This window comes from Nodularia chucula CCY0103 (assembly GCF_963923915.1).
GTDB classification, from domain to species: Bacteria; Cyanobacteriota; Cyanobacteriia; order Cyanobacteriales; family Nostocaceae; genus Nodularia; species Nodularia chucula.
In genome coordinates this window covers 1-25,883 of sequence record NZ_CAWUOL010000075.1, presented here as the reverse complement: position 1 = coordinate 25,883, position 25,883 = coordinate 1, and the positions used below count along the sequence as shown (strand labels likewise).

At 40.2% G+C, this 25,883-nt stretch carries 30 protein-coding genes and 1 pseudogene; 17 read left to right on the top strand and 14 right to left on the bottom strand.

Translation table 11 applies throughout. The annotated features are described in order from the left end of the window. Positions 1-135: 135 nt before the first annotated feature. From ACM0OP_RS17970 to ACM0OP_RS17950, 5 genes and pseudogenes are all read left to right on the top strand, one after another. Positions 136-516: pseudogene (locus tag ACM0OP_RS17970) on the top strand (Uma2 family endonuclease); the annotation flags it as partial. A gap of 5 nt (positions 517-521) precedes the next feature. Next, a complete protein-coding gene (locus tag ACM0OP_RS17965) occupies positions 522-968 on the top strand; it encodes a hypothetical protein (protein ID WP_414529789.1) in 447 nt (148 codons plus the stop codon). A gap of 80 nt (positions 969-1,048) precedes the next feature. Next, positions 1,049-1,246 carry a hypothetical protein gene (locus tag ACM0OP_RS17960; protein ID WP_414529788.1) on the top strand — a complete coding sequence of 66 codons (198 nt, stop codon included), beginning with the start codon at positions 1,049-1,051 and terminating at the stop codon, positions 1,244-1,246. Then, positions 1,152-1,562, top strand: coding sequence for a type II toxin-antitoxin system PemK/MazF family toxin (locus tag ACM0OP_RS17955; RefSeq protein WP_414529787.1), 411 nt, complete (start codon positions 1,152-1,154; stop codon positions 1,560-1,562). Before ACM0OP_RS17960 ends, ACM0OP_RS17955 begins: the two co-directional genes overlap by 95 nt. A 47-nt stretch (positions 1,563-1,609) precedes the next feature. Then, positions 1,610-1,762, top strand: a complete 153-nt coding sequence (locus ACM0OP_RS17950; RefSeq protein ID WP_414529786.1) for a hypothetical protein — start codon at positions 1,610-1,612, stop codon at positions 1,760-1,762. Here the strand turns inward: ACM0OP_RS17950 and ACM0OP_RS17945 are convergent. Next, complete coding sequence (locus tag ACM0OP_RS17945; RefSeq protein ID WP_414529785.1) at positions 1,747-2,190, bottom strand: type II toxin-antitoxin system VapC family toxin; 444 nt, start codon at positions 2,188-2,190, stop codon at positions 1,747-1,749. The two genes, ACM0OP_RS17950 and ACM0OP_RS17945, sit on opposite strands and share 16 nt — an antisense overlap. Next, positions 2,178-2,399, bottom strand: coding sequence for a hypothetical protein (locus ACM0OP_RS17940; protein WP_089093321.1), 222 nt, complete (start codon positions 2,397-2,399; stop codon positions 2,178-2,180). Before ACM0OP_RS17940 ends, ACM0OP_RS17945 begins: the two co-directional genes overlap by 13 nt. Positions 2,400-2,697: 298 nt before the next feature. Here ACM0OP_RS17940 and ACM0OP_RS17935 point away from each other — a divergent pair, with 298 nt between their 5' ends. After that, positions 2,698-3,270, top strand: coding sequence for a hypothetical protein (locus ACM0OP_RS17935; RefSeq protein WP_414529784.1), 573 nt, complete (start codon positions 2,698-2,700; stop codon positions 3,268-3,270). Positions 3,271-3,374: 104 nt separating this feature from the next. Then, positions 3,375-4,640 (top strand): MFS transporter, encoded by a 1,266-nt coding sequence (locus ACM0OP_RS17930; protein ID WP_414529783.1) that lies wholly within the window; start codon positions 3,375-3,377, stop codon positions 4,638-4,640. Positions 4,641-4,746: 106 nt separating this feature from the next. Here ACM0OP_RS17930 and ACM0OP_RS17925 read toward each other — a convergent pair whose 3' ends face one another. The 5 genes from ACM0OP_RS17925 to ACM0OP_RS17905 all read right to left on the bottom strand — a co-directional run bounded on the left by ACM0OP_RS17925 (position 4,747) and on the right by ACM0OP_RS17905 (position 9,626). Then, entirely contained in the window at positions 4,747-5,580 is an 834-nt protein-coding gene (locus ACM0OP_RS17925) for an Rpn family recombination-promoting nuclease/putative transposase (protein WP_414529782.1), read from the bottom strand. A 134-nt stretch (positions 5,581-5,714) separates the two neighbouring features. Beyond that, positions 5,715-6,599 carry an ABC transporter substrate-binding protein gene (locus tag ACM0OP_RS17920; protein ID WP_414529781.1) on the bottom strand — a complete coding sequence of 295 codons (885 nt, stop codon included), beginning with the start codon at positions 6,597-6,599 and terminating at the stop codon, positions 5,715-5,717. A gap of 64 nt (positions 6,600-6,663) precedes the next feature. Next, positions 6,664-7,479, bottom strand: a complete 816-nt coding sequence (locus ACM0OP_RS17915) for a class I SAM-dependent methyltransferase (protein WP_414529790.1) — start codon at positions 7,477-7,479, stop codon at positions 6,664-6,666. A gap of 120 nt (positions 7,480-7,599) precedes the next feature. Then, positions 7,600-8,634: a helix-turn-helix transcriptional regulator gene (locus ACM0OP_RS17910; protein ID WP_414529780.1), complete on the bottom strand. Its 1,035-nt coding sequence runs from the start codon at positions 8,632-8,634 to the stop codon at positions 7,600-7,602. A 131-nt stretch (positions 8,635-8,765) separates the two neighbouring features. Then, positions 8,766-9,626: an Rpn family recombination-promoting nuclease/putative transposase gene (locus ACM0OP_RS17905; protein ID WP_414529779.1), complete on the bottom strand. Its 861-nt coding sequence runs from the start codon at positions 9,624-9,626 to the stop codon at positions 8,766-8,768. A gap of 188 nt (positions 9,627-9,814) precedes the next feature. Between ACM0OP_RS17905 and ilvB the strand changes: the two genes are divergently transcribed. Together ilvB and dacB are read left to right on the top strand one after the other, a co-directional pair. Then, positions 9,815-11,713, top strand: coding sequence for a biosynthetic-type acetolactate synthase large subunit (gene ilvB / locus ACM0OP_RS17900; RefSeq protein WP_414529778.1), 1,899 nt, complete (start codon positions 9,815-9,817; stop codon positions 11,711-11,713). Between the two features lie 159 nt (positions 11,714-11,872). Further along, positions 11,873-13,333 (top strand): D-alanyl-D-alanine carboxypeptidase/D-alanyl-D-alanine endopeptidase, encoded by a 1,461-nt coding sequence (gene dacB, locus ACM0OP_RS17895; RefSeq protein ID WP_414529777.1) that lies wholly within the window; start codon positions 11,873-11,875, stop codon positions 13,331-13,333. A 43-nt stretch (positions 13,334-13,376) separates the two neighbouring features. On the opposite strand, the gene tmk is transcribed toward dacB, so the two are convergent. Then, the gene (gene tmk / locus ACM0OP_RS17890) at positions 13,377-14,000 is read right to left on the bottom strand and encodes a dTMP kinase (RefSeq protein ID WP_414529776.1); all 624 of its coding nucleotides are present in this window, start codon (positions 13,998-14,000) and stop codon (positions 13,377-13,379) included. Positions 14,001-14,357: 357 nt separating this feature from the next. Continuing rightward, a complete protein-coding gene (locus tag ACM0OP_RS17885; RefSeq protein ID WP_414529775.1) occupies positions 14,358-15,959 on the bottom strand; it encodes a S8 family serine peptidase in 1,602 nt (533 codons plus the stop codon). Between the two features lie 185 nt (positions 15,960-16,144). On the opposite strand from ACM0OP_RS17885, the gene rpe reads away from it, so the two are divergent. Further along, positions 16,145-16,852, top strand: coding sequence for a ribulose-phosphate 3-epimerase (gene rpe, locus ACM0OP_RS17880; RefSeq protein WP_414529774.1), 708 nt, complete (start codon positions 16,145-16,147; stop codon positions 16,850-16,852). A 155-nt stretch (positions 16,853-17,007) separates the two neighbouring features. On the opposite strand, the gene ACM0OP_RS17875 is transcribed toward rpe, so the two are convergent. The 5 genes from ACM0OP_RS17875 to ACM0OP_RS17855 form a co-directional block, all read right to left on the bottom strand. After that, positions 17,008-17,823, bottom strand: a complete 816-nt coding sequence (locus ACM0OP_RS17875) for a PEP-CTERM sorting domain-containing protein (protein WP_414529773.1) — start codon at positions 17,821-17,823, stop codon at positions 17,008-17,010. Positions 17,824-18,258: 435 nt separating this feature from the next. Beyond that, a complete protein-coding gene (locus ACM0OP_RS17870; RefSeq protein WP_414529772.1) occupies positions 18,259-18,759 on the bottom strand; it encodes a hypothetical protein in 501 nt (166 codons plus the stop codon). 47 nt (positions 18,760-18,806) lie between these two features. After that, positions 18,807-19,244: a hypothetical protein gene (locus ACM0OP_RS17865; protein ID WP_414529771.1), complete on the bottom strand. Its 438-nt coding sequence runs from the start codon at positions 19,242-19,244 to the stop codon at positions 18,807-18,809. A 390-nt stretch (positions 19,245-19,634) separates the two neighbouring features. Beyond that, positions 19,635-19,817, bottom strand: coding sequence for a CsbD family protein (locus tag ACM0OP_RS17860; RefSeq protein WP_414529770.1), 183 nt, complete (start codon positions 19,815-19,817; stop codon positions 19,635-19,637). A 259-nt stretch (positions 19,818-20,076) separates the two neighbouring features. After that, a complete protein-coding gene (locus ACM0OP_RS17855; RefSeq protein WP_414529769.1) occupies positions 20,077-20,544 on the bottom strand; it encodes a hypothetical protein in 468 nt (155 codons plus the stop codon). Positions 20,545-20,729: 185 nt separating this feature from the next. Here ACM0OP_RS17855 and uvrB point away from each other — a divergent pair, with 185 nt between their 5' ends. The 7 genes from uvrB to ACM0OP_RS17820 all read left to right on the top strand — a co-directional run bounded on the left by uvrB (position 20,730) and on the right by ACM0OP_RS17820 (position 25,770). Beyond that, complete coding sequence (uvrB, locus tag ACM0OP_RS17850) at positions 20,730-22,727, top strand: excinuclease ABC subunit UvrB (protein ID WP_414529768.1); 1,998 nt, start codon at positions 20,730-20,732, stop codon at positions 22,725-22,727. 17 nt (positions 22,728-22,744) lie between these two features. After that, positions 22,745-22,945 (top strand): type II toxin-antitoxin system HicB family antitoxin, encoded by a 201-nt coding sequence (locus ACM0OP_RS17845; protein WP_414529767.1) that lies wholly within the window; start codon positions 22,745-22,747, stop codon positions 22,943-22,945. Further along, on the top strand, positions 22,942-23,151 hold the full coding sequence (locus ACM0OP_RS17840; protein WP_414529766.1) for a type II toxin-antitoxin system HicA family toxin: 210 nt from the start codon (positions 22,942-22,944) through the stop codon (positions 23,149-23,151). The genes ACM0OP_RS17845 and ACM0OP_RS17840 overlap by 4 nt, the downstream gene beginning before the upstream one ends. Before the next feature lie 130 nt (positions 23,152-23,281). Continuing rightward, positions 23,282-23,893 carry a LysE family translocator gene (locus ACM0OP_RS17835; RefSeq protein ID WP_414529765.1) on the top strand — a complete coding sequence of 204 codons (612 nt, stop codon included), beginning with the start codon at positions 23,282-23,284 and terminating at the stop codon, positions 23,891-23,893. A gap of 62 nt (positions 23,894-23,955) precedes the next feature. Beyond that, a complete protein-coding gene (locus ACM0OP_RS17830) occupies positions 23,956-24,423 on the top strand; it encodes a MarR family winged helix-turn-helix transcriptional regulator (RefSeq protein ID WP_414529764.1) in 468 nt (155 codons plus the stop codon). Between the two features lie 152 nt (positions 24,424-24,575). After that, positions 24,576-25,103 carry a hypothetical protein gene (locus ACM0OP_RS17825; protein WP_414529763.1) on the top strand — a complete coding sequence of 176 codons (528 nt, stop codon included), beginning with the start codon at positions 24,576-24,578 and terminating at the stop codon, positions 25,101-25,103. A gap of 55 nt (positions 25,104-25,158) precedes the next feature. Next, on the top strand, positions 25,159-25,770 hold the full coding sequence (locus ACM0OP_RS17820; RefSeq protein WP_414529762.1) for a Uma2 family endonuclease: 612 nt from the start codon (positions 25,159-25,161) through the stop codon (positions 25,768-25,770). Positions 25,771-25,883 lie beyond the last annotated feature (113 nt).

Below are 25,883 nucleotides of genomic sequence, written 5' to 3'. Positions count from 1 at the left end.
AAAACTACTATACCTGAATATGTAAAGTTTTGTAACGAGATTCAACATTTCTGGTTTTGAATATCTTCAAGCTAACTTAATATTTTCTAGGATAGGCATCTTGCTTGCCTTCATTTTTTAATCTGGAATATCACCATGAATGCTTTAACCGTCAACCTTAAACCAGCAGTGGACTTGACAGATGAGCAGTTTTTTCAGCTATGTCAGGCAAACCGCGACTTGAAATTTGAACGCACTGCTACGGGAGAATTAATTATCATGCCACCTACTGGGGGAGAAACGGGAAATCAGAATGCGGGTATAACTGCTCAACTTTGGATTTGGAATGAGCAAAATAAACAGGGTATAGTTTTTGATTCTTCTACTTGTTTTAAATTGCCTAATGGTGCAGACCGTTCTCCTGATGCTTCTTGGATAAAGTTAGCAAGGTGGGATAGTTTAACTGAGGAGCAAAAAGAAAAGTTTCCCCCGATTTGTCCTGATTTTGTGGTTGAATTACTTTCGCCAAGTGATAGTTTTTATTGGAGAAAGAAGGTGTAACATCAAACTTATTTAAATATTTATCCTCTAATAGGGATACGAAATCTCAACCTAATGCTTTTAGCAGTAAAACAACATCTGGATTACCAAAGATCCAAAGACTTAGAGATTTAGAAAATAACGAACCAGAAAAGTATCAGTTAATTATTCAATTTCAATCTTCATTGAAGAATAAAGAACTTCTAACTGAAAATATTTCAATTAGAAGATTATGTGAAAGTTTAGATAAAAATTTCTTACCAAAAAAATCTCGCTCGGAATTAATAAATCAGCTAATAGAATTGCTCATATCTAGAACAATTGAGGAAATAGAAAAAATTATTAATGAGGTTAAAGCTAAGGAAAAAAATCAAGAAGACTCTTATTATAAACTGTCAAAATTTCTTATTGAAGGTGATTCTAGTAAGAAACCAGAATTAGATGAGTAAATTACTGTTTTTAGAAGTGTAGGGAATGCCATTAGGCGTAGTCCGTATAAAATAAAAACATAACCATTCATAAAACGGATATGCTAAAAACGCTTTGGGCTACCGTTCGGGAAGGAAAAATCGAACTGCTGGAGTCAGCACAGTTACCTGAAGGAACAAGAGTGCTAGTGACTCTGCTTCCTGATGATGAAACTGAATTTTGGCTTCAAGCTAGTCAAACATCACTGGATGAGGTTTGGGATAACGCTGAGGATGATGTTTATGCCCAATTACTCTAAAAATGAGATCATTTTGGTTAAGTATCCCTTTTCAGATTTGTCCAGTTCAAAGGTGAGACCGGCTGTTGTGGTAAGTGCGCCACACATTTCTCAAGATATCCTGATCACGCCTTTGACAAGCAAAACTAGCACATTATTAGAAGGTGAATTTGTCTTATCTGAGTGGACAGCAGCAGGGTTAAACGTGGTTACAGCAGTTAAGAGAGGTTTATACACAATGCATCAAAGTTTGGTTGTAAAAGTGATCGGTAAGTTAGCTGATGCTGATGCAGACCAGTTAGAGAAATCTTTGCGGGGTTGGTTGGGGTTAAAATAGAAGCCAGTAGATCAACACTTGTGCGATCGCTTTGATAATTATGAAGAGTGCGATCGCAATACACAGACTATCATCCTCTGAGTATCTACGCTTTTGGCAAATTTGCAAAGAGTCAATTAGCCAAGCTTATCAGAGGCGATCGCTTTGATAATATGAAGAGTGCGATCGCAACATTAAACAATACTCAACCTATCAATTGATTCAAAACCAACACCGTCAACCCTGGTAAAGAAGGTAAACGTGCATCATTTGTCAAGAAAAAAGATGCCCCTCCATGAATAGCAGTAGCCATCTGAATAGCGTCAGGTGTTCTCAAATTATGATCTGCTCTTAGTTGGGCAGCATTTTCAGCAATAATGGGAGAAACTTCGATGGTTGTCAAACCTTGGGAATTAAAGAGAATATCATGATATTGTTGAGCTAATATTACATTTCCTTGTCGTAACGGATGAACTAATACTTCTGATATTGTGATCACTGATGTCACTACACTAAACTCACCCCGAAATATCGCTTCAAACAAAGCATTTGCAACTTCCAAATAATTAGGATTTTCCTCTATAAAATAAATCAGTGGTGCAGTATCCAAACCTACGACTTTTCCATGCAATTCAATTAACCGTTCCATGAATCACGTTCCTGATTGACATATTCCTGAGCGTCAATTCCACTCCAGATGTCTTTACCCAAGCCACGTAATTCTAGAATGCTGCGTTTTGGCTTAGGTGTCATCGTCACCAGTTGACGAATTGAACTTGATAAATCTTCAACTAGCTTTAGTTGTTCTTCAGGAGTAAGACTTTTAGCTTGCTCAAGCACATCTTGATAATTAGACATACATTTTCTGTTTATATTGCTGTCACCCTAATTTAAATATACACAGACTATCATCCTGTGAGCATCTACGCTTTTGGTAAATTTGTAAAGAGTGCATTAGCCAAGCTTACCAGAGGCGATCGCCTGCGGTTATTATCGGTATTTCAGAGAAAATATCATAAGTTGTCAGCCAACAAGACAAACTCCTCGCTAAAATTTTATTGGGTACATCTGATGCCAACATTAAAAATACTCAACAATTCTCAAATACCAGTTAGGAGGTTAAAATGATCCTTAATTTCCCTGGCGAGTTACTTATATGAGTATAATTATTTGCCCTGGTATGCATGAGGCAAGACTGACAGAACACTTTATCTCAGAATGTTTATCTTCAAATTCTCAGGGCTTCACTGCAAAGACATTGGGGGAAATCCTGGTTTTTTCTGGTGAGAGTTTATTGACTTTATCATCAATTCATATTTTGCAATTTTTGCGCGATCGCCTGCAACATGAGCTAAAATCGCCAGTTATATTCATCAGCTTTAGTGCCGGTGTAGTGGGTGCTATCGGTGCAGCATCTGCTTGGCAAATCTTAGGCGGTAAAGTCATAGCCTTTATTGCCATAGATGGCTGGGGAGTACCACTGGCGGGAAACTTTCCCATACATCGCATGAGTCATGACTATTTTACCCATTGGAGTTCTGCACTATTAGGTGGTGGATCGGAAAACTTTTACGCAGAACCAGCCGTAGAACATTTATCTATGTGGCGATCGCCCCAATTAGTCAAAGGTTGGTACATAGATTCCTCAATCCAAGTTTCTCGCCCCCCACTTCCCCAGACTGCAAAGGAATTTTTACATCTGCTATTAACACGCTATCAACAAAATTAATCCGGAAAACAGAACTAGTCACTAGGAGTGAAGATTAAACAATTGGAAATTAGTCGAAAATATTAGTTGGCTGACTCCCTCACACCCCACTTCCTAATATATAAATGTTTCCCACTGAACCTGCTGCTGTCAACAAAGGATTTAGCGCCCTGCTAAAAAATCGTAATTTTATGCTCCTGTGGATGGGACAGCTATTGTCGCAGTTGGGAGATAAAATATTCTTTGTTTTAATGGTAGCGCTACTAGAGAACTACCCACCACCACCGGGTTTAGCAGCAAACTCCATGTACTCAATTTTGATGTTAGCCTTCACCTTACCAGCGATTTTATTCGGTTCTGCCGGTGGTATATTTGTAGATCGCGTATCCAAAAAGTTAATTTTAGTTGGCGCTAATGTATTGCAGACATTCTTAATGCTGCTCATAGCCTTTTTACCAAGACAATTTTTTATTTTATTAATATTGACCTTTGCAATTTCCACCTTAGCGCAGTTTTTTGCCCCCGCAGAGCAAGCAGCTATTCCTGTTTTAGTCAGAAAAGAGAATTTTATGGCCGCCAACGCCCTTTATAGCAGCACCATGATGGGAGCTTTAATAGTGGGTTTTGCCATTGGTGAACCAATATTAACTTTCGCCAAAAATTTCTTAGGGCAAGGTAGTCAAGAAATTGTAGTGGGTGGATTATACTTACTATCAGCATTAGCCGTACAGCCGATAAACTTCGGCTCTGAAAACAAATTATCTGGCGATAATCTCCGGACAGAAATTAATCCTTGGACTGACTTTAAAGTCGGCTTGGGTTATCTGACAAAAAATCGTTTGATCTTGAATGCTATGCTGCAACTCACCACTTTATACTGTGTATTTGCCGCATTAATGGTATTAACCATTAGATTAGCCGCCGACTTTGGTTTGAAAGAAAAACAATTTGGCTTTTTCTTAGCCGCCGCCGGTGTAGGTATGGTATTTGGGGCAGCAATTTTAGGTCATTGGGGTGATAAATTGCATCACAAGCCTGTACCCCTCATAGGATTTTTGATCATGTCTCTAGTGTTAGGCTTGTTCACTTTCACTCATAATTTATTTCTAGCTTTAGGACTAAGTGCCTTTTTGGGTATAGGTGCAGCTTTAATTGGCGTACCGATGCAAACTTTAATTCAACAGCGCACACCACCCACAATGCACGGGAAAGTATTTGGCTTTCAAAATCATATCGTCAATATTGCCTTATCTGCACCCTTGGCAATTACTGGACCTTTAACTGATATTTTGGGGTTACGAACTGTTTTAGTGGGAATGAGTATAGTAGTAGCAACTGTTGGTATTTGGGCTTGGAAAAACACTCGTGGAGTTCTACAGGACGTAATTTAGCCAAAATTATCAGCATTGACAAATTTCTTTGAACTCTTATCGATACTTGTATCATAGAAAACCAAGCAAACCCCAAAGAAAGTTTATTTTTCGTGGGGTTGAGTTTCTACTTACTGGCTAACCATGCCTCCAAATCTAACAACGTGGTAAAGTCCAATAAAGCCTCACCCAGATTTTCTAATTGTTCCAAAGTCAGAGTTTCAAATTGTTTACGCATCCCTGGGGGTAATTCTCCCACTTTGCGATTGAGTTGACGCAAAACCAGATTTCGTTCTCGCTGTTCACCTCGCTGTTCACCTCGCTGTTCGCCTTCTTCGAGAATTTCTTGGTAAATTACTGACTCGCGCATCATACCCTCCCGAAATAATTTTCTAATCAAATCCTTCTTAAATTTTAACCCTGCTAAGATTTGGGTGTAGGCGGAAATTTCCGGTCGTTGTGTTGTCTCCACTTGGTTGACTCGCTGTACAATTTTTTCTAGCAAGTTTTGGGGTTGATTTGTGGCTGTTAAAGATGCTAGAGGTAACAAAGCTGAGTCTTGAAGAAACGGTTCGGGGTTTTCCTCCCACATCTTAATTACCCGATATTCGTGTCTGGTGTTTTCCACTGTAAAGGCTGTAGGAATTTCAATGTCATCTTTAGGTGGAAGTAGTAAAACTACCACTTGTGTGATTGGTAAGCGATACAACCGATACAACCGCACCCAATAATCTAGCATTCGCAGAGGTAGGGGTGGTGTGGATTCTAATTTGGTTTGAAATTCTAGGTGTAAGATCCTACCTTCTAGTTGTAAAAAGGTGACGTAATCGGCGCGGATGGGTTCAATACTCAATTCGGTTTTCAGGACTGTAGCACCTGTTTGGGGTGTCCCTAATACCCAACTAGCAAATCTGTCTGGATGTTTTTCTGATAGCAGCTTGCAGAGATTGTCGAAGGACATTGATCATAGATACCTGTTTTATTAAGCGTTGTTATTATCTCGTAGGGCTGAGTGCGATCGCAATTCCACCATTCCAGCATACTAAGTCAAGAGGGTTTCAGAAAGTTCTTGCATAAGTCCTAAACATAAAAAATTTAGAGTACAGACTTTTTACTGATCAATTCAGGATAAATTATTGGCATCAACTTATCGAGGGTGAAACCAATCATGCGCGTCCCGTTACCAAAATGCCATAATTCGTCAATTTCATATACTCTCTGATTTTGTACTGCTTGAAGTTGCTGCCAAATTTGATGATGACGAAGTTGTTGTGATAAGGGAATTTTTGCAGGTGAATAAGTTTGCACAAAAATTACATCAGGATTGACTTGCAAAATGTGTCGCAGTGAAATATTAGTTAAGCCCGGTTCACGATTATGGCCTGTAGGCTCAAACCAAGGATAGTGAGTAAATTGCTCAAGAATACTACCAATTGTGCCGATGTTTGTTTCTATAATAAATTTATGACTCAAACGATTTAGTGTTGAACCTCCCATCAATAAAACTGTTTTATGGGATGTGGTAGGAATAAAAGCCTGAAATTGCTCAAGACGTTTATGAAATTTAGCGATCGCTACTTCAGATTGAGGAATACGCTCAGTTAACAAAGCCACATCACGCAGACGATTTAAAGCGGCTTTATATCCAGTTCCACCCATCAGGTAAAGTGGAATCTGCTCACCCAACCAGCGACGATAAAACCGATGTGGAAATCCCCAACCAATCACTAAATCAGGTTTTAGACTGCGGATTGCTCTCAAATTGGGTGCGATCCAAGAGCCTACTGGTACAAAATGCTTGGCGCGATCACCATAAAATTCTGGTCGATAAGCAACGCCCTTTTTCAGATATCCTACAGGTTCCATTTCTAGTTCAAGTAATATATCAAGTCCGGCGGCGGTGAGACACACAATGCGGTTTGCTGGTTGTGTAAGTTCGATTTTTATTCCAGTACAATCAACTACGTTTAACTTACTCATCAGAAGTATACTTTTTGAACATCGAAGGAAAAACCAACAGCGTCTATATTTTAACTACAAATTTTTAATTTAATTGCACTAAAGCCAAACGATAAAAATCTTGCAAAAACGGAACATAACAAAAGAAACGAGTTTTCAAAGAAAAACGCCTCAAATACTCAGATGACAAATTCGCAAATCTGAAAACTTCAGTGACTTGATAACGAGGATTCCATTTTTCAATCAAGTGGATATCAGAAATTCCCCAATCAAACTTAGCTGATGTATATTTAATCGAGTCGTGATGCTTTTGATTTTTTACCATGAACGGTGACATAGAATCAAAGGCGAAAGAAGAACTAGGAAAATGTTCTAAAAGATTAGCAAATAACTCCTTAACTTGCACTTCAGAAAGATACATCAGCACACCTTCAGCCACAAATAGACAAGGTTCATTACTAGCAGATTTAACTCCCGCAATCCAATCTGTATCTAAGACAGAAGCTGTAATAAACCGACGGCGTTCTGTTTCGGCAAAAAACTGTTTTCTGACTGCCATTGAGTCTGGTAAGTCTAAATCAAACCAGCTCACTTGACCATTATCTACTCTCTCAAAACGAGTATTTAATCCTGCGCCAATCTCGATTACAGTCCCTTGGGGGTATTTTTCTAGATAGTTGCGTACCCAATTATCAAGAATCATGCCTCGGATACATGACCCAACTTGACTATCTTGAGAAGTTGCAAATTTCTCAAAGTCATAATCGATTAATTCAAGAATTTCTGCGGATTTAGGATCTATAATAATGGGGTTTTGTTGCTGTAGTTCTGCGGCTCTCGCCCAGAGGGGAATTAATAATGTTTCTTGGATAATTCCGAGATCAACTTTAGTTTTCATTATGGATACCTTGACATACAGATAAGCTGTTTGTTTGCCAGTTTAAATGGCTAAAATTCGGCTCACTACCCCAAGACGGATTTTTTTTACCCCAAAACGCACAAAGTCAGAAATTCTGCTTTTTCAAGCGCGCGATTTTAAAGCACTAGGCTTAATACCAAATTTTCTCTTAAAGGCGGCGGTAAAATGACTAAAGTTGGAGTAGCCAACAGCAGATGCAACTTCTGTGACATTCATTAAACCTGATTCTAATAAAAAACGCGATCGCTCCATTTTATATTGATGTAAATAACCGAATGCTGTAGTGCCAAATACTTGACGAAATCCCAATTTCAGTTTATGGTCATTCAAACCCACAGCCTGAGCTAGAGATAACAATGATGGGGGATTTTCTAAGTTGCTAATTAGAATATCTCTGGCAAAATAAATTCGTTCAATTTGATCTGGTCGTAATTGTTTATAACTTTTAGTTTCTACTTTACTATCAGTTAATTCAGCTAACTTTAGGGATATTAATTCTAGAGTTTTACTTTCTAAGTAAAGTTTTTTTGTCAAATCTTTATAAGGACAATTAATAATTTGATGCAGAGCAATTTCCATAGCCGGATTTGTTAGTCCTGACCAAGAATGCAGCCCAGAATCTTTACCTGAAATCACGCTTTTAAGAGCCGGGGAGAGTTGCTCATATTCATCTTCTACAAAAGATTGGATGATTTTGAGGTCAATACTCATCTCTACTAAAAATAAATTCTGTCTAGCCGGAATTTCCATAGTTGTTTTATAAGCATTGCTACGAAGTAATAAATTACGTCCAGCCCTTAAACTGAGATCAATGTTGGAACCAACAACCTCAGCCCCAACATTACCTGAAAGACAAAAGCCTAACCCTAAAGATGAATATTTACTATTTGCTTTAATAATTAAGTCTTCTTCTAAGTTTAAATTTTGAAAATATAGTTCAATTCCATTACGCAAATGCAAGTTATGGATATATCCTTTACCTAGTTTTTCAGGGAATTTTAAGATTTTTTCGCTCGCTATTGATTGATAGTTAAATCCAGTTTTGCGCTGAATTTCGGGAAAAAATTCTTGAATATCATTGACACTTATTGTTACTTTCACCTTCACCTCATTTATTCTTGCATTCAAAAATGCCATACTTTTAATGATAAATTATATCAATAAAATTGAGATGAAATCAAGAATGATTAATCGCCATCAATATTAAAACCCAGTGAATCATTTACGAGTGAACCCCAAGAATCCCTAATGTGCTTGGGGTTAAATTTCTAGTTATGGGCTAACCATGCCTCTAAATCTAACAAGGTGTTAAAGTCCAATAAAGCCTCACCCAGATTTTCCAATTGTTCCAAACTCAGAGTTTTCAATTGTTCACGCATCCCTGGGGGTAATTCTCCTAATTTGCGAGTGAGTTGACGCAGAACCAAACTTCGTTCCCCTTCTTGTCGTCCTTCTTGTCGCCCTTGTTGTCGTCCTCGTTGTTCCCCTCGCTGTTCGCCTTCTTCGAGAATTTCTTGGTAAATTACTGACTCGCGCATCATACCCTCCCGAAATAATTTTCTAATCAAATCCTTCTTAAATTTTAACCCTGCTAAGATTTGGGTGTAGGCGGAAATTTCCGGTCGTTGTGTTGTCTCCACTTGGTTGACTCGCTGTACAATTTTTTCTAGCAAGTTTTGGGGTTGATTTGTGGCTGTTAAAGATGCTAGAGGTAACAAAGCTGAGTCTTGAAGAAACGGTTCGGGGTTTTCCTCCCACATCTTAATTACCCGATATTCGTGTCTGGTGTTTTCCACTGTAAAGGCTGTAGGAATTTCAATGTCATCTTTAGGTGGAAGTAGTAAAACTACCACTTGTGTGATTGGTAAGCGATACAACCGATACAACCGCACCCAATAATCTAGCATTCGCAGAGGTAGGGGTGGTGTGGATTCTAATTTGGTTTGAAATTCTAGGTGTAAGATCCTACCTTCTAGTTGTAAAAAGGTGACGTAATCGGCGCGGATGGGTTCAATACTCAATTCGGTTTTCAGGACTGTAGCACTTGTTTGGGGTGTTCCTAATACCCAACTGGCGAATTTTTCAGGGTGTTTTTCTGATAGCAGTTTGCAGAGATTGTCGAAGGACATGGATGATAATTAGCTATTATGGGATGAAGTTGGTTTTTCGTGGGCAATTGCATTGCGAAATCACAGCAATTCTTTGTTTATGTCAAACTTTATATTTTAATAGCGGAATTAAATTCAGTTTTTCCATTAAAATGGAATACTAAATACAGAATTGACGCGTTAACTTAGCTATCGTCTGAGGTTTGACCGTGACCGTGCGCTTGCCATCCATAACTAGTCCCCCACAAACAGAAAATCACAATCAGTCTGGTGTGACTCAATCGCCAGTCGTCGCGCCCAAGCGTGAAACTGGTGGTTTTGCCTTGCTTGACAGTCTTGTCCGCCATGAAGTTGAATATATCTTTGGTTATCCTGGTGGGGCAATCCTGCCAATTTACGATGACCTATACAAAGTAGAAGCAACTGGTGCTATTAAACACATTTTAGTCCGGCACGAACAAGGTGCAGCTCACGCCGCCGATGGCTATGCTCGTGCTACTGGCAAGGTAGGAGTGTGCTTTGGCACTTCCGGCCCTGGGGCAACGAATTTAGTCACAGGCATCGCTACCGCCTACATGGACTCAATTCCTATGATTGTGGTGACAGGACAAGTGCCACGGGCATCAATTGGTACTGATGCGTTTCAAGAAACGGATATCTACGGAATTACCCTACCAATAGTTAAACATTCCTATGTCGTGCGCGACCCCAAAGACATGGCGCGCATTGTGGCTGAAGCTTTCCACATCGCTAGCACTGGACGACCAGGGCCAGTTTTAATTGATGTGCCTAAAGATGTGGCTTTAGAAGAATGTGACTATGTACCCGTTGCACCGGGAAGCGTGAAATTAAGGGGTTATCGTCCCACTGTTAAGGGAAATCCTCGGCAAATCAACGCCGCAATCAAGTTAATTCGCAACAGTAGCCGTCCTTTATTGTATGTCGGTGGTGGAGCGATCGCATCTAACGCCCATGCAGAAGTTAAAGAACTGGCGGAATTATTTAATATTCCTGTTACTACAACTTTAATGGGTATCGGTGCATTCGATGAACATCATCCCCTATCTGTGGGAATGTTGGGAATGCACGGTACAGCTTACGCTAACTTTGCAGTTACAGATTGCGATTTGTTAATCTGCGTTGGGGCGAGATTTGACGATCGCGTTACTGGTAAATTGGATGAATTTGCTTCCTATGCTAAAGTCATTCACATCGATATAGATCCCGCAGAAGTGGGTAAAAACAGAGTACCTGAAGTCCCCATCGTCGGCGATGTCCGCCATGTTTTAGTTGACTTGTTGCGTCGCTGTCAAGAAGCCGGCATTAAAAATATCCCTCACAAAAATCAAGAGTGGTTGAATTTAATTAACCGTTGGCGACAAGACTACCCCCTACAAGTACCTCAGCATCTCGATAGCATCTCACCTCAAGAAGTAATTGTGGAAGTTGGTCGCCAAGCACCTAACGCTTTTTATACTACAGACGTAGGTCAACATCAAATGTGGGCAGCACAATTCCTGAAGAATGGCCCCAGACGCTGGATTTCTAGTGCTGGTTTGGGAACAATGGGTTTTGGTGTCCCGGCGGCTATGGGTGCAAAAGTAGCCTTCCCCGATGAAGAAGTTATTTGTATCAGTGGTGATGCTAGTTTCCAGATGTGTTTGCAAGAATTAGGGACTTTAGCACAGTATGGTATTAATGTCAAAACCGTAATCTTAAACAACGGCTGGCAAGGGATGGTGCGCCAGTGGCAACAAGCCTTTTATGGACAGCGTTATTCATCCTCCAATATGGAAGTAGGAATGCCAGATATTGAGCATTTAACCAAAGCCTACGGTATTAAGGGCATGGTAGTTAGCACAAGGGATCAATTAAAAGATGCGATCGCCGAAATGTTAGCACATAAAGGCCCCGTTGTGATGGATGTCCGAGTCACCAGAGACGAAAACTGTTACCCAATGGTAGCCCCAGGTAAAAGTAACGCTCAAATGATTGGCTTACCTGCACAACCCCCAAAAGTCGTAGTAGAACCAGTTTCTTGCAGCCATTGCGGGACAACAAATCCGCCTACACACAACTTTTGTTCCGAGTGTGGAACTAAGTTATAGGGATTTTCCACCAAATAATTTAGCAGAGGTTCATATCTCCGACTTCTTGTAGAAGTCGGAGATATTTGGGTTTTTGCTATAGGTGCGATATGTCACAGCATAGGAACAAATATTCTGCTTTTTTGTCACATAAAAAAATATAAATTACGAACTATATTAATGTCTAAAAAAATCACTATTGCCTTACTGTCGCTGTTTCTGAGTACCCAAATTGCTGTCACCCAACAAACAGCCAAAGCACAAATACCTGTAACACCCACCACCACAAAAACAATTTGTCCCGCCCAACTTCCTTCAGCAGTGGATGCTGTCACCAATACTCCGGAATTTAGGCGAGTGCGTTGGGGGGTTTTAGTCAAAAATCTGGCTGATGAACAAACTCTTTATAGTCGTGATGCTGAAAAATACTTTAATCCCGCTTCTAATATTAAGCTACTAACAACAGCCGCAGCTTTAAAACAACTGGGTGCAGATTTTCGCATTCGTACTTCTGTTTATCAAGATAGCGATGGTATTTTGCGTGTAGTCGGTAGAGGTGATCCCAGTTTAAAAGTACCACAACTGCAAGAATTAGCCCAGCAATTACAGCAACAAGGAATTACTCAAGTTAACCAATTGATTGCCGATGATAGTTATTTTCAAGGTGAAATTGTTCATCCCAGTTGGGAATGGGAAGACTTAGCATTTTATTATGGCGCACCAGTCAACAGTTTAATTGTCAATGAAAATGCTTCTCTATTTACAGTGTCGCCCCAAACCATAGGAAAACCATTACAACTGAAGTGGAATGAACCTATGGAAGCATATCAGTGGCGAGTGGAAAATAACTCTGTGACTACTGATGAAGATGAATCAGGATTTGTTGCAGTTAGCCGTGACTTAAAGGGGCCAGTGCTGCGAATTAAAGGACAAATGGCTGTCAATTCAAATCCTACTATTAGAGCGATCGCAGTTTTTGACCCCGTGCAAAATTTCTTGCGTCAGTTCCGTCAGACTTTAGTGAGGGAAGGAATTTCTGTGAGTCAGATGTCTAATGGTACTGGTGGGAATAATGAACAAGAAATAGCAGCAGTGGAATCACCACCATTATCGGAGTTGTTAATGGAGACAAATATTAATAGTAATAATTTGTATGCAGAAGCTTTATTAAGAACTTTAGCTATTAAACAACCAGTAGAAAATAATCAAACCACAGCTGATGCAGGGTTGGAAGTTGTCAAAACTACTTTAACTCAATTAGGAGTAGATCCCACAAGTTATATATTAGTAGATGGTTCGGGATTATCGCGCAAAAACTTAATTACTCCCCAAGCCTTAGTGCAAACTTTACAAGCTATGGCAAAATCACCCCAAGGAGAACTTTTTCGGGCTTCTTTACCTGTTGCGGGTGTAAGTGGAACTTTAACAAATCGCTTGCGTGATACCTCTGCTGAGGGAATTGTCCAAGCCAAAACCGGCACGATGACGGGTGTAGTTTCCCTTTCAGGATATGTAAATTCTCCTGATTATCAGCCCTTAGCTTTTAGTATAATTGTCAATCATTCTGAACAACCTGCTACAGTTGTGCGCCAATCAATGGATGAAATTGTCGTTTTGTTAACACAATTACAGCGCTGTTAAATCTCCTTACCTCCTCCTCTCTGCGCCTCTGCGTGATATCAACTCATAATTCCAACTTTTCGCGCAAAATACCCTGAATTATTGCTTGCACTGCTACTGGACTTAAAGTACCATCAACCCGCATAATTCGAGATGGATAAGATGCAGATAACTCTGAGTAACCTTGCTGAACACGGCGATGAAATTCCATTGTTTCTTGCTCAATACGATCAAACTTATCACCTTTTTTTCGTGCTAGTCCCACTTCCACATCCACATCTAGCCAAATAGTTAAATCACTTTCTAAACCACCTGTAGCAATCAAGTTAAGTTGATTGATTAAGCTCATGTTCAAACCCCGACCGTAACCTTGGTAGGCAGTGGTAGAATCGGTGTAGCGATCGCACAGTATATATTTTCCAGCTGCTAAATTCGGTTTCAGTTCTTGTTCCACGTGTTGCGACCTGTCAGCAGCATATAATAATAATTCCGTCACCTCTGCAATTGGTTGATTCTCTACTTTATCTAATAATATTCGTCGCAGATGTAAGCCTAATTCCGTTCCCCCTGGTTCACGCGTCATCACCACAGAAATACCTAAATTTTGCAACCATTCACAACAAAGCTGCATTTGACTAGTTTTACCGCAGCCTTCCACCCCTTCAAATACAATTAATTTACCAACCATAATTTTTAAACTAATCTTTTATACACAAAAAAGCACCTGAGAATTTAGGTTACTCAAGCACTTTTTTGTAAAAGTTGATACCATCTCACTTGCTTGATGCCACAGGTCAAAACTGCACTATTGCTTTCAGCGAAGCATTACCAGAGTTACTTGTAACAAACATTCAGTGAAGTGGTAGCACTCCTTGCACTATATCTATAGTACATCCTCTAGGATAAAATCGAACATTTAATTATCAGGAGTTAAGGAATTGACATTAGTGATAAATAATGCTCTATAGATAGTAAGTAGTGCCACAATCTTAATCAGCCATAGGTGACGTATAGCAAAAGTCAAATGCTGGTAGTAATTATTGGGTTAATTGGCGGATTTGCCAACAGTCCACCAAGCTAAAGCATAGGGTTGGGTAGCTTCGTTGACTTGTTCACGAAACTGGACACGGATTTTATAATTGCCAGTAGCAGGAACGGGGCAGAATATATGTTCGATGCTATCAACTTCACTGACTGAAGCACAAACTACAGGCGCATCTGAGCTTTGAGCGTCTGCCTTAACTAAGTATAAATCAAGATTGTTTAAGCCGCGATCGCTAAAAGTTTCACCCACATCATAACGCTGATTTTCATTGCGATCATTTAGCTCCACTAATCGACTCCAACTGAGAGTAATACTCGCAAAACTGCCCTTTTGTAAAGGTTGTGCCAAGGCATAATCAACAGTGGAATCCACATTTAACTTGTCATAATTCCAACCAGTAGGGGGAATAGTCCGCGATGACCGCCATTGACCAGCCTGGAATTGTTGATAAGCGCGGAAAGCATTTAAATGACCCGTTCCCATTTGAGCATCCAAAGGCATTTGAGTATCTTTGTAAGCATCAGAATCCAACCAGTCTTGATTTTGTTTATTAATTAGCGTCCGAGTCATCCCCAGATGTAAACCATCACCTCCATCTTTCAGCTTATCTGCTGAATTTAACAATACCGCCTTCATCACTTGATGCTGACGCGCATCAATACTCCAATTTGGTTTTTGTTGCTGGATCTGGCGATCGCCAAATTCCTGTAACAACGCCACCGTAGCTGTTAAATGGGGCGCAGCAAAACTGGTTCCTGTCACTTTATTTAACTTCCCATCTGGATTCAGCATGGGAATATTACTTCCTGGTGCAACTAATCCAATAGAACCCCGACCATCTACATTAAACTCCTTACCAGCTAAACGCGCCGTAAATCCTTGATTACTCCCCGCCAGATTAGAAACGTCAACTTTATTAAAAGTAGCTTTTTGACGGGATGAAAAAGCAACGTTGATTCCGTTATAATTATCTGTAGGGATAGGAATACCACCTCTTCCTTGGTTTCCCGCGATCGCATACAAAACATTATGAACGCGACTCGACCAGTCAATACATAAAGTTAGTAAAGCATTCCCATCTAAAACCGGATTAGGACGAGGATCACGACTAAACGGCTCACCAAAGCTAAAGTTAATCGCACGGACATCATTACTATTTTGTGTAGCTATATGTTGTGTAGTTAAACATTGCTCTGGTTGTCCTACACCTCTGGCAGAACCCACAGCAGAAGAATATAATCTTGCTTTCGGCGCAACCCCCGGTAAAGCCTTATCTTGACTCACCATCACACCAGCCACATTATAAGCGTGGGAATCTACACCAGTATTAGACTTAGCCGGACTATCCCGCATAAACACACCCGCCAAAGAAATGGCATTATTTTGGGAGACCGCCTTATCCCAGCCAAACATTCCCGGACGACCAATTTCTACCTGACCAATAGCAATTTTCCGCCCAAGTAAATTATACGGAGCTTGATGTAGCCTCAGAGCATCGATACCCTGAGCATTCAAAGAACTTTCTAAAGCTGAAGCAAGTACAGGCGCACTTAAACAAGAAGCACTTAATCCCCAAATTATCCAGCTGAGTTTTTTGCCCATTGTTTAATTATTAGTGATTAGTTATTACTGATGACTACTCCATTGTTTCTCAAGATAATTTTTTTGGCTTCCCTACAGAAGATCAATTACCTTCTATCCTTAACAGATTGGGATCAAAATTATCAGAATTTGCTAAAGTTTTGTTACAATGATGACAGACGAAAACGCTTTAAAACCCACTAACCATGACCCAAAAACCATCTCAAAAGCCCATTGTGATCTCTCCATCTATTTTATCAGCCGATTTTAGTCGTTTAGGCGATGAAATCCGGGCTGTAGATACCGCAGGAGCAGATTGGATTCATGTTGATGTTATGGATGGTCGTTTCGTACCTAACATCACAATAGGTCCTCTGGTTGTGGAGGCGATTCGACCAGTGACAACTAAACCACTGGATGTCCACTTAATGATTGTGGAACCAGAAAAATATGTAGAAGATTTCGCCAAAGCAGGCGCTGATATTATTTCTGTACATTGCGAGCATAATGCTTCACCCCACCTGCACCGCACTTTAGGACAAATCAAAGAATTAGGAAAGCAAGCAGGTGTTGTCCTTAACCCCGGTACACCTTTAGCGCTCATTGAACACGTCCTAGACCTATGTGATTTGGTCTTGATTATGAGCGTTAACCCCGGCTTTGGTGGTCAAAGCTTTATCCCCGGCGTATTACCCAAAATTCGTGCATTGCGCCAAATGTGTAACGAACGTGGTCTAGATCCCTGGATTGAAGTCGATGGGGGACTCAAAGCTAATAATACTTGGCAAGTTTTGGAAGCTGGGGCTAATGCAATTGTGGCTGGTTCAGCTGTATTTAAAGCTCCAGATTACGCTGAAGCCGTGTCATCTATTCGTAATAGTAAGCGTCCTGCGCCAGAATTGGCAAAAGTTTAATCTTAAAAGCCGAGAACCTTGGTTTCGTTGAAAACCCAAGGTTCTAAAATTTCTTAATTACCCAAAAATGTTGGAAAAAGCTCTTACTAAAGACTTTCAAAGCAGAATTTATTTACAAGTGAAATAGGACTGCTATCTCACTTGCTGTTACTAAACTAGACTTTTGCTGCAAGTAAGTTTTTTTGCTGATTTTTTTTACGCCCGAAAGCTAAAGCAAAAGCACCTACTGTCAAAGAACCTAACATAGTCATGGGTTCAGGCACTGATTCAGGGGTTGTATCAGGAACTGTTACTTGACCTGCACGCCCGAAGCGCAAATTATCAATACCGAAACCTGCTGGTTCCGCACCAACTAGGCTGAACTGCAACCCTGCAATTCTATCCTGACCGTCGTCAGTAACCAAGCCCAGAAATTCAATCCCTAGTCCTGTGTTGGTAACTGAGCCTAGTAATGAACCGTCCCTTCCAAATGCCGTGATGGCAGTTCCAAGTGGGGCATCAAAAAAGCCACCATCCAATCCTACACCAGCTATATCTATATCAAATAACACGCTTACAGGTCCATTGAATGCAGGTGTGCCTGATAAAACTGGACTTGTTGGGTTGTCAGCGTCACTTGTAATTCTTGTTACAGGTGAACTTGAATTGAGAGCCAGCGAAGCAGTGGGTGTACCATTCACTACTCCACTAGGATTGGCTCCAGGTGGAAAAAGTGGTAAACCTACAGTCTGACCTTGGAATACACCACTGAATGTTACAGTGGGTGCATTAAGACCGCCGCCATATAGATTTGGTGTATAAGTAGGGTTAACTGTATCTAATGGTAATTCACTAAAGGTAATTAATCCGGCATCTGGTGTGAAGGCATCCTCGTTAATTCTGATGATGCTAGCAGCATTTGCTACTGACTGAGAGGCCAAAAAAGACATAGACACTGCTGATGCTACGCCTAAAGCTGAAATAGATTTCATGTTTCTGGCTCACTTAATTGAAATTTTTACGTCTTTAATCATACTACAATTTTGCGTAATATACTTTAAAACCCTTGTGACTAAATATTTTTTATTAAAATAAAACTTACGTAAAATTAACGATTTAATCTGAAGCTTATGAAGAATTTATAGCAGTTCCCATGCTGGTGAGGTACAAAGTTTTTTAGTTTTAGGGAACAGGGAACAGGGAACAGGGAATAAATTGGTATGTACTTCATTAGACTGGGAAAGGCTATAAAATGGTAATATTTTTATAGAATTTATCGTAAATTAAATTTTATACATATTAAGATGAATATTAATCTAGGACATCTAAGCACTGATCACGCACTAAAAATTATATCTATAGTTCCTAAGAGTAGGCATAAAAAAAAGGTGGGTTTTACCCACCTAATTAGTGCTTATTAATCAAACTCACTTGCGACTACCGAACCACTTCGCTGCTGCAACTCCGATTAAACCGGCTACAACGGGATTGCTGAGAAACTTCATAATTGCTGGTTGTTCCGCTAACACCTCACGAAAAACATCCGGGTGGTTGTGATAAGCGAAAGATGCAAGTTTACTCACATCATCAGCAGTCATGCGGTTAGGGTTGCGGGTGGAAAGGTTTAATTGTTGTTCTAAGCGTTTGTCGTCTAAATTTCTCGATTTAAATTCTTTGAAAAAAGCCCTGGCGACATCATCCCGTTCATTGGGTTTGATTTGCGCGATCGCTTTTTGTAACTCCGGCTCCATTTGGCTAGAAGGTATCACTTCAGGAGTAGACTTACCAAATAACTGACGACGTTGGTCAGGTGTTGTCCGTTGGGCGAAATCATCGAAATTCTCATAGGAAACATCCTCCAGAGATTCTGCATTCCCCCCAGACAAATCCTGCATAATTTGTCGTCTATACTCTTCACTACTTGTCACTTTACTTACTCCTTGTTTAATCAATATAAAATTTGACTTTGCCCAAATTAGCTATATTGAACTTGATTAGTCGCCCGGTCGTACTGAGTAGTCAAAATCAACTTTTTATCAGGACTATATACCAGCACCGTTAAGTTTTGATCGGGAAAGTTTTTCTGAAAACCTTGAAGTAAAGATTTTGCTAAAGGTCGCACCTCTTTAGGGCTAACTTGAGGAGAAATCACCACACCTAATTTATTATTATCCCGGATATAAGCATCCTGAACCAATCCCCTAGATGTTTGTACAATCCAATCACCAAAACTTTGTCCCGATGGCGTATTACCTCTTTCTAGCTGTGCATAAGTTGCATCACGGCCAATGGCTGGGGTAGTAGTCCGGTCAGCTTGTGTTACAGTACCGCCACCGCAAGCGGTAGTTATTGTCAACACTAGAATTAATATAAGAACTGTCCCTATTTTGCGAAATTGCTTCAACAAATTCATTGCTTACCTCTCAGGTTAAAATGCTTACAATCCATAAAAAATTAACTGTTAATCAATTCAGTCAGTTTGGTGTAGATGTAATTATAAAAAATGTCTTTTAATTTTAAATCATTGAATACTCAACAGTTGTGATGCACATTTAGCACTACTATACTCAATTAGGTTTCTTCACTGATAACTGGTAATAAAAATTTATTTGCCTACCTAAAAATTACAATAACTCATATAGGAATTGCTGCTTTATTCAGGTAGACAGATAATCTTATTTATTAACTAGTAGCGCTGAAGGGTTAAATTAAAAAGTATCCTGCCAAGATTGTCAGAATAGCTACCTTGGCAAAGTTACACTTAACCTGATTATCCAGCTTTGAGATGTTGTCAAGCAAATTGCTAATCTAGCATTTCTTTGACATTATCTTTTACGTCTTCTACACCGTGGCGCACTTGGCTTTCAGCCTGTTTCGCCTTACCTTTGGCTTTATCTTCTGGATCTCCGGTAATATTTCCTAGTGCTTCTTGAGCTTTACCTTCAATATTTTTCGCTGTGGCTTTGGCGCGATCTTCAATGCTCATGTTGCACTCCTAATTAGATCAAGAATTAACTTCAGAATTATCAATTAATCTGATAACCTGGAAAGTTCTCTGTGTTTACCCTCCCAATGTAGGTTAAACATCGCACCGCTATCTTCCCCCATAAGGTATATTAGCTATCTATATAAAAAGACTGATTACAACAGCAGGTCAAATCAATTATTAAATAACTGATAACCAATAAAAAACCCGGTTATATTACATAACCAGGTGTTTGTCATTATAGCGATTAATATTAAATTTAATCGATAAAACCCATCATAAGTTCGGATTGATCGGTAATATTAGGCGCTGTTGGACGATTACCAAAAGAGGAGTAGCTATCAGAAATTACTAATGTACTTGCACCAATGGGGCGAATACCAGATAGGTTCATAGTGTCAACAATTTCAAATGTATGAGCGCCGATAGGACGGAGACCCATAATATTAACGGTCTCAGCTACTATTAAAGTGCTAACACCAATCGGACGGATTCCGGAAATTTGGACTGTTCCAGCAATTTGAAGATCACTGCTACCGATGGGACGCATTCCCGCAACGGCTAGCTTACCTTCGTCTTTCTTGACGGGTAGATCAGAACTGTTTTCGGTTTTATCTGTATTCAAACTATTATCCTGCTTATTTTCCACTTCCACTGTATTTTCCCCCTTCGGCTTGGTATCCTGTTGTTGAGGCTCGATTTCTTCGCCAGTGCTACTAATACTCATAAACCGATACCTCTAGTTTATTAACAGAATTTTACAATAATTAAGGAAAAATGATTTTTTTTTCCACACCTAAAAAGTGTAACCTTAAAAAAGCTGGTAAATATATAAGTATCTTTGAAACTGTTACATAAGTAAATTTAAACTGTAAAATTTCGTAAAATAATATTGCTATTGATGACAAATGTATGAAAGAATTTTGCTTGCAAGCTCCTTTTATTCCCACAGGCGATCAACCACAGGCGATCGCACAACTAACTAGTAGTATTCAAAGTGGCAACCGTTACCAAGCTTTACTAGGTGCTACTGGCACAGGGAAAACATTTTCCATCGCCGCAGTCATTGAAAAAATCGGTAAGCCCACCTTGGTATTAGCCCATAATAAAACCTTGGCGGCACAACTGTGTAATGAATTGCGGGAGTTCTTTCCTCATAATGCAGTTGAGTATTTTGTCAGCTACTACGATTACTACCAGCCAGAAGCCTATATTCCCGTTAGCGATACTTATATTGAAAAAACCGCCTCAATTAATGATGAGATAGATATGTTACGACATTCCGCCACGCGATCGCTATTTGAACGCCGTGACGTGATTGTAGTGGCTTCCATTAGCTGCATCTACGGTTTGGGTATGCCCGCAGAATATCTCAAAGCAGCCATACCTTTACAAATCGGCATGGAAGTTAATCAACGGCAAATACTCAGAGACTTAGCATCAGTACAGTATAGCCGCAACGACATAGAAATGGGTCGGGGACGTTTTCGCGTCCGGGGTGATGTCTTAGAAATTGGTCCCGCTTACGAAGACCGGATTATCCGGGTAGAATTTTTTGGTGATGAAATCGACGCAATTAGATATATCGACCCCGTAACCGGGGAAATTATCCGCAGCTTAGAAGCCGTCAATGTTTACCCAGCGCGTCACTTTGTCACCCCAGAGGAAAGATTAGCAGTAGCTTGTGATGAAATTGCAGCCGAATTAAAGCAGCACAAAGGCGAATTAGAACAAGCCGGAAAATTATTAGAAGCTCAACGCATAGATCAACGCACACGCTATGATTTGGAAATGTTGCGAGAAGTTGGTTATTGCAACGGCGTAGAGAACTATTCCCGCCACTTAGCAGGGAGAGAAGCCGGCGCACCCCCAGAATGTTTAATTGATTATTTTCCCAAAGATTGGCTATTAGTAATAGATGAGTCTCACGTCACAGTCCCACAAATTCGGGGAATGTATAACGGCGATCAAGCCAGAAAAAAAGTTTTAATTGATCATGGATTTCGTCTTCCCAGTGCTGCGGATAATCGCCCGTTACAAGCAACAGAATTTTGGGAAAAAGTTAATCAATGTATTTTCGTTTCCGCCACCCCCGGAAGCTGGGAATTAGAAATATCAGAAGGTCATATTGCCGAGCAAATTATTAGACCGACGGGAGTCATTGACCCGGAAATTTCTGTGCGTCCCACAGAAGGACAAATTGACGATTTATTAGGGGAAATTAAAGATAGAGTTGACCGCCAAGAACGAGTGTTAATTACCACATTAACTAAACGCATGGCGGAAGATTTAACCGAGTATTTGCAAGACCATCATATCAAAGTCCGGTATTTGCATTCCGAGATTAATTCCATTGAGCGGATTGAGATTTTACAGGATTTGCGTGGGGGTAAATTTGATGTTTTAGTGGGAGTTAACTTGTTACGAGAAGGCTTAGACTTACCGGAAGTTTCCTTAGTAGCAATTATGGATGCAGATAAAGAAGGCTTTTTACGCGCCGAGCGTTCTTTAATTCAAACTATTGGGAGAGCCGCAAGACATATCCGGGGACAAGCAATTATGTATGCTGATAATATGACAGGTAGCATGATTAGAGCCATTGATGAAACAGACCGCAGGCGTGGTATTCAAATGGCATATAATCGGACTTATGGCATTACACCCCAACCGATTGTCAAGAAATCAAGTAATGCAATTTTATCTTTTTTAGATGTTTCCCGGCGCTTAAATGCCACTGATTTAAAAGTGGTTGATGAACATATAAATGAACTACCTTTAGAAGAAATTCCCCAGTTGATTGGTAAATTGGAAGCAGAGATGAAATTAGCTGCGAAAAATCTAGAATTTGAAGAGGCGGCAAAGTTGCGCGATCGCATTAAACATCTGCGAGATAAAATGTTAGGAAGATAAGTTTTTAAGCATTGGTTATGAAAATTAAAGCTTTGATTTGGCAGGAAGATGGTGTTTGGTGCGGTTCTGTACCTGCTTTACCTGGTTGTCACACTTGGGGAGACAGCTACGAACATCTGCTGGAAATGCTGCAAGATGCTGTTCAAGGTTGGTTAGATGTTGCTAGTGAGCGCGAGACGAGTGAACCAGAAAAACAATTGGTTGAACTATCTCTATGAAAGCTCTTTCTGGTAAGGAACTTTGCAAGATTGTGGAAAGACATGGCTGGGAGTTAAAACGAATTACTGGCAGCCATCACATTTATGCAAAAACGGGTGTTGAGGTCATCCTTTCTATTCCAGTTCATAGTAATCGTGATTTACCGAAAGGAACTTTAAAAAGTATTTTGAAGGATGCTGGACTGACTGAGGCAGATTTGGAGTAGCAATACTCACCAAAGATGAATTTTAGGTATCGCATTAAACATCTGAGAGATAAAATGCTAGTAAGATAGTCTCTACTTATGGTTTTTAACCGAATGCATTAATAATGGTCGCCCCCTCAAGCAAAGCAGTATGACATTTAGCACGATTTTTGCCTTATTCACTGCAATGGTAGTCCTGGCTTCTATTCCCAGCCTGAGTGTATTAACCGTCTGTACAAGATCAGCCACATCTGGATTTATTCATGGTGTTTTCACAACCATAGGTATAGTGCTTGGTGACATAATTTTTATCATCATCGCCATTTGGGGTTTGTCCCTACTCGCAGAAACGATGGGTAGCCTATTCTTCTTGATTAAATACCTGGGTGGAGCGTATCTGATATTTTTAGGAATAGGGCTATGTCGCTCACAATCAAAAAATATGCAGACAGAAGGAGTAGTTAAATCCTCTTTGTTCTCCAGTTTTATGGCTGGCCTGTCTATTACCTTAGCAGACCAAAAAGCCACCTTATTTTATATCGGTTTTTTACCAGCTTTTATTAATATTTCTGAAATATCTTATCTTGATACCGGCATTATTATCGCCACTGCTACAGTGGCCGTAGGTGGTGTAAAACTTATGTATGCATTCATGGCAGATAGAGCTAGATTGCTGATTAGTCATAAAACAACCAAAAGCATCAACATTATTGCTGGCTGTATCATGATTGCTGTAGGAGTATTTTTAGTTACAAAAGCTTAATCATCCGTCATAAAATAGTTAAGATGTTAACTCTCTGATTGAGCAATCCACCCTGTTTTGAAATGCCTAGTTCATCCCCAAACGCTGATTTTCTGCAACAATGGCAAAATGCCCTAGCGCCTTACAATTTAGGGTACAAAGTCAAACTGGTATCGCAGTTGATGTATCGGGATTTCCTAGAGCGGCTAGAACCCTATGGGTTGACTCCATTTCACTACCTCGTCTTATGTTGTTTGTGGGAAGAGGATGGTCTTTCAACCTCTGGAATCGCTGACAAGCTCAAGCAATTGGGCGCAACCCTCACCGGAGTAGTGGATCGGATGGAGGAGCGTCACCTGGTTTATCGAGAGCGTGATGCTGGCGATCGCCGTATTGTCCGAATTTGGCTCACGGACGAAGGAAAGCGGCTGATGAAAATCTTACCATCTGTAGGTGCAGAAACGATTAATAAAGCCACTGAAGGCATCTCAGAGGTAGAACAAGAAGCTGTATTGAAAATATTGGAGCAAATCGTCCACAACCTTCTTTAAAAAATTCCCGCCTTTCAATGTTGCTTTTTTGGTAATTACTTAATATATTAACTATCAATACATGAATTATTTATAGCCTCGTAGCAGCTTCTGAGGAAGCATCGCTTTCATGTGTAAAGTTTGCAGTTCAACACATCAATTTAGGAAGAAAAATGCCAAAACTGAGTATCAAACAGAAAAACTGGTTACTTTCGGCACACGTTGCTTTTGCGGCACTTTGGACAGGAACAGTCTTAAGTATGTTTCTCTTGTCACTCAGGAACAGGAACGCAGATAACGGGGATGCGCTCTATGCTCTTAACTCAGCGATTAATTTGCTTGATGACTATATTGTGATTCCTTCAGCAATTGGTTCAGTCATCACAGCAACGTTTCTTTGCTGGACGACCAACTATGGATTCACCAAATTTTACTGGGTGATTGTCAAGTGGATTTTGACCACTGGATTAGTGGTATTTGGGACATTCTGGTTATTTCCTTGGGGAAATGTTGCAGAAGATATCTCCGCACAATCCGGGTTACAAGCCTTGAAAAATCAAATTTATGGTTTTGATAGCAGAGGAGTGTTGATTGGATCTTTAATTCAAGTTATTTTTCTGGTTGTGATCATCGGAATATCGGTTCTAAAACCTTGGGGAAGGCGACCCATTAAAGAGAAAAAACAAGCCATTGCAGATTAGCTTATCGCCCTGTTTTCGCTATCCTATAAATGTCAATCATTCCCCAATTACGCCGATGGTTGCTTTATCCGATGATCTTTTAATGAGTGCAGAGGAGTATCTGCTGTGGGAACCCACCCAAGAGGAACGCTACGAGTATTGGGATGGCGAAGTTGTGGCCATGAGCGGTGGTACACGCAACCATAATCGAGTTTCGGGAAATTTCTTTAAAATTCTAGATGATGCCCTAGCAGAACGCTCCTGTGAAGTATACATTGTAGATGTGAAGGTGCAGGCAGAACCAGGGCAGAAGTATTTTTATCCCGATGTGGTGGTGACTTGCGATCAGCGCGATCGCAATCCACAATTGATCCAATTTCCCTGCTTAATTATCGAAGTGCTATCACCTTCCACAGAAGCAGCCGATAGAGGCAAAAAGTTTGCCCAATATCGCCAATCGCCCACCTTACAAGAATATGTCTTAGTCCAAGTAGCCCAACCATTAGTAGAAGTATTTCGGCGCAACCAACAGGGGCAATGGGTACTATCAGAGTATAATTTAAACGCTAGATTGCGACTAGAATCAGTAGATGTAGAAATAGCGATCGCGGATTTGTACCGACAAGTGCAGTTTGAAACCGAAACTACCGAAAACGAATCTGTAAAATTAGATGATCCTCTCAAATGAGCGATCGCAAATGTGAAGCTCCATATTATTTTTACCTTTACCCCGTAAAAATCAGGCTCCCTCCTCGCTTGCCTACGGTGTACACACAAGTAGGCCTAGAGCGAGTTTCCAAC

Coding starts and splice junctions, on each gene's coding strand:
- ACM0OP_RS17960 (WP_414529788.1), top strand. CDS start 1,049: ATGCTAAAAACGCTTTGGGCTACCGTTCGGGAAGGAAAAATCGAACTG.
- ACM0OP_RS17955 (WP_414529787.1), top strand. CDS start 1,152: ATGATGAAACTGAATTTTGGCTTCAAGCTAGTCAAACATCACTGGATG.
- ACM0OP_RS17945 (WP_414529785.1), bottom strand. CDS start 2,190: ATGGAACGGTTAATTGAATTGCATGGAAAAGTCGTAGGTTTGGATACT.
- ACM0OP_RS17940 (WP_089093321.1), bottom strand. CDS start 2,399: ATGTCTAATTATCAAGATGTGCTTGAGCAAGCTAAAAGTCTTACTCCT.
- ACM0OP_RS17935 (WP_414529784.1), top strand. CDS start 2,698: ATGAGTATAATTATTTGCCCTGGTATGCATGAGGCAAGACTGACAGAA.
- ACM0OP_RS17930 (WP_414529783.1), top strand. CDS start 3,375: ATGTTTCCCACTGAACCTGCTGCTGTCAACAAAGGATTTAGCGCCCTG.
- ACM0OP_RS17925 (WP_414529782.1), bottom strand. CDS start 5,580: ATGTCCTTCGACAATCTCTGCAAGCTGCTATCAGAAAAACATCCAGAC.
- ACM0OP_RS17920 (WP_414529781.1), bottom strand. CDS start 6,599: ATGAGTAAGTTAAACGTAGTTGATTGTACTGGAATAAAAATCGAACTT.
- ACM0OP_RS17910 (WP_414529780.1), bottom strand. CDS start 8,634: ATGGCATTTTTGAATGCAAGAATAAATGAGGTGAAGGTGAAAGTAACA.
- ACM0OP_RS17905 (WP_414529779.1), bottom strand. CDS start 9,626: ATGTCCTTCGACAATCTCTGCAAACTGCTATCAGAAAAACACCCTGAA.
- dacB (WP_414529777.1), top strand. CDS start 11,873: ATGTCTAAAAAAATCACTATTGCCTTACTGTCGCTGTTTCTGAGTACC.
- tmk (WP_414529776.1), bottom strand. CDS start 14,000: ATGGTTGGTAAATTAATTGTATTTGAAGGGGTGGAAGGCTGCGGTAAA.
- ACM0OP_RS17885 (WP_414529775.1), bottom strand. CDS start 15,959: ATGGGCAAAAAACTCAGCTGGATAATTTGGGGATTAAGTGCTTCTTGT.
- rpe (WP_414529774.1), top strand. CDS start 16,145: ATGACCCAAAAACCATCTCAAAAGCCCATTGTGATCTCTCCATCTATT.
- ACM0OP_RS17875 (WP_414529773.1), bottom strand. CDS start 17,823: ATGAAATCTATTTCAGCTTTAGGCGTAGCATCAGCAGTGTCTATGTCT.
- ACM0OP_RS17865 (WP_414529771.1), bottom strand. CDS start 19,244: ATGAATTTGTTGAAGCAATTTCGCAAAATAGGGACAGTTCTTATATTA.
- ACM0OP_RS17860 (WP_414529770.1), bottom strand. CDS start 19,817: ATGAGCATTGAAGATCGCGCCAAAGCCACAGCGAAAAATATTGAAGGT.
- ACM0OP_RS17855 (WP_414529769.1), bottom strand. CDS start 20,544: ATGAGTATTAGTAGCACTGGCGAAGAAATCGAGCCTCAACAACAGGAT.
- uvrB (WP_414529768.1), top strand. CDS start 20,730: ATGAAAGAATTTTGCTTGCAAGCTCCTTTTATTCCCACAGGCGATCAA.
- ACM0OP_RS17845 (WP_414529767.1), top strand. CDS start 22,745: ATGAAAATTAAAGCTTTGATTTGGCAGGAAGATGGTGTTTGGTGCGGT.
- ACM0OP_RS17840 (WP_414529766.1), top strand. CDS start 22,942: ATGAAAGCTCTTTCTGGTAAGGAACTTTGCAAGATTGTGGAAAGACAT.
- ACM0OP_RS17835 (WP_414529765.1), top strand. CDS start 23,282: ATGACATTTAGCACGATTTTTGCCTTATTCACTGCAATGGTAGTCCTG.
- ACM0OP_RS17830 (WP_414529764.1), top strand. CDS start 23,956: ATGCCTAGTTCATCCCCAAACGCTGATTTTCTGCAACAATGGCAAAAT.
- ACM0OP_RS17825 (WP_414529763.1), top strand. CDS start 24,576: ATGCCAAAACTGAGTATCAAACAGAAAAACTGGTTACTTTCGGCACAC.
- ACM0OP_RS17820 (WP_414529762.1), top strand. CDS start 25,159: ATGGTTGCTTTATCCGATGATCTTTTAATGAGTGCAGAGGAGTATCTG.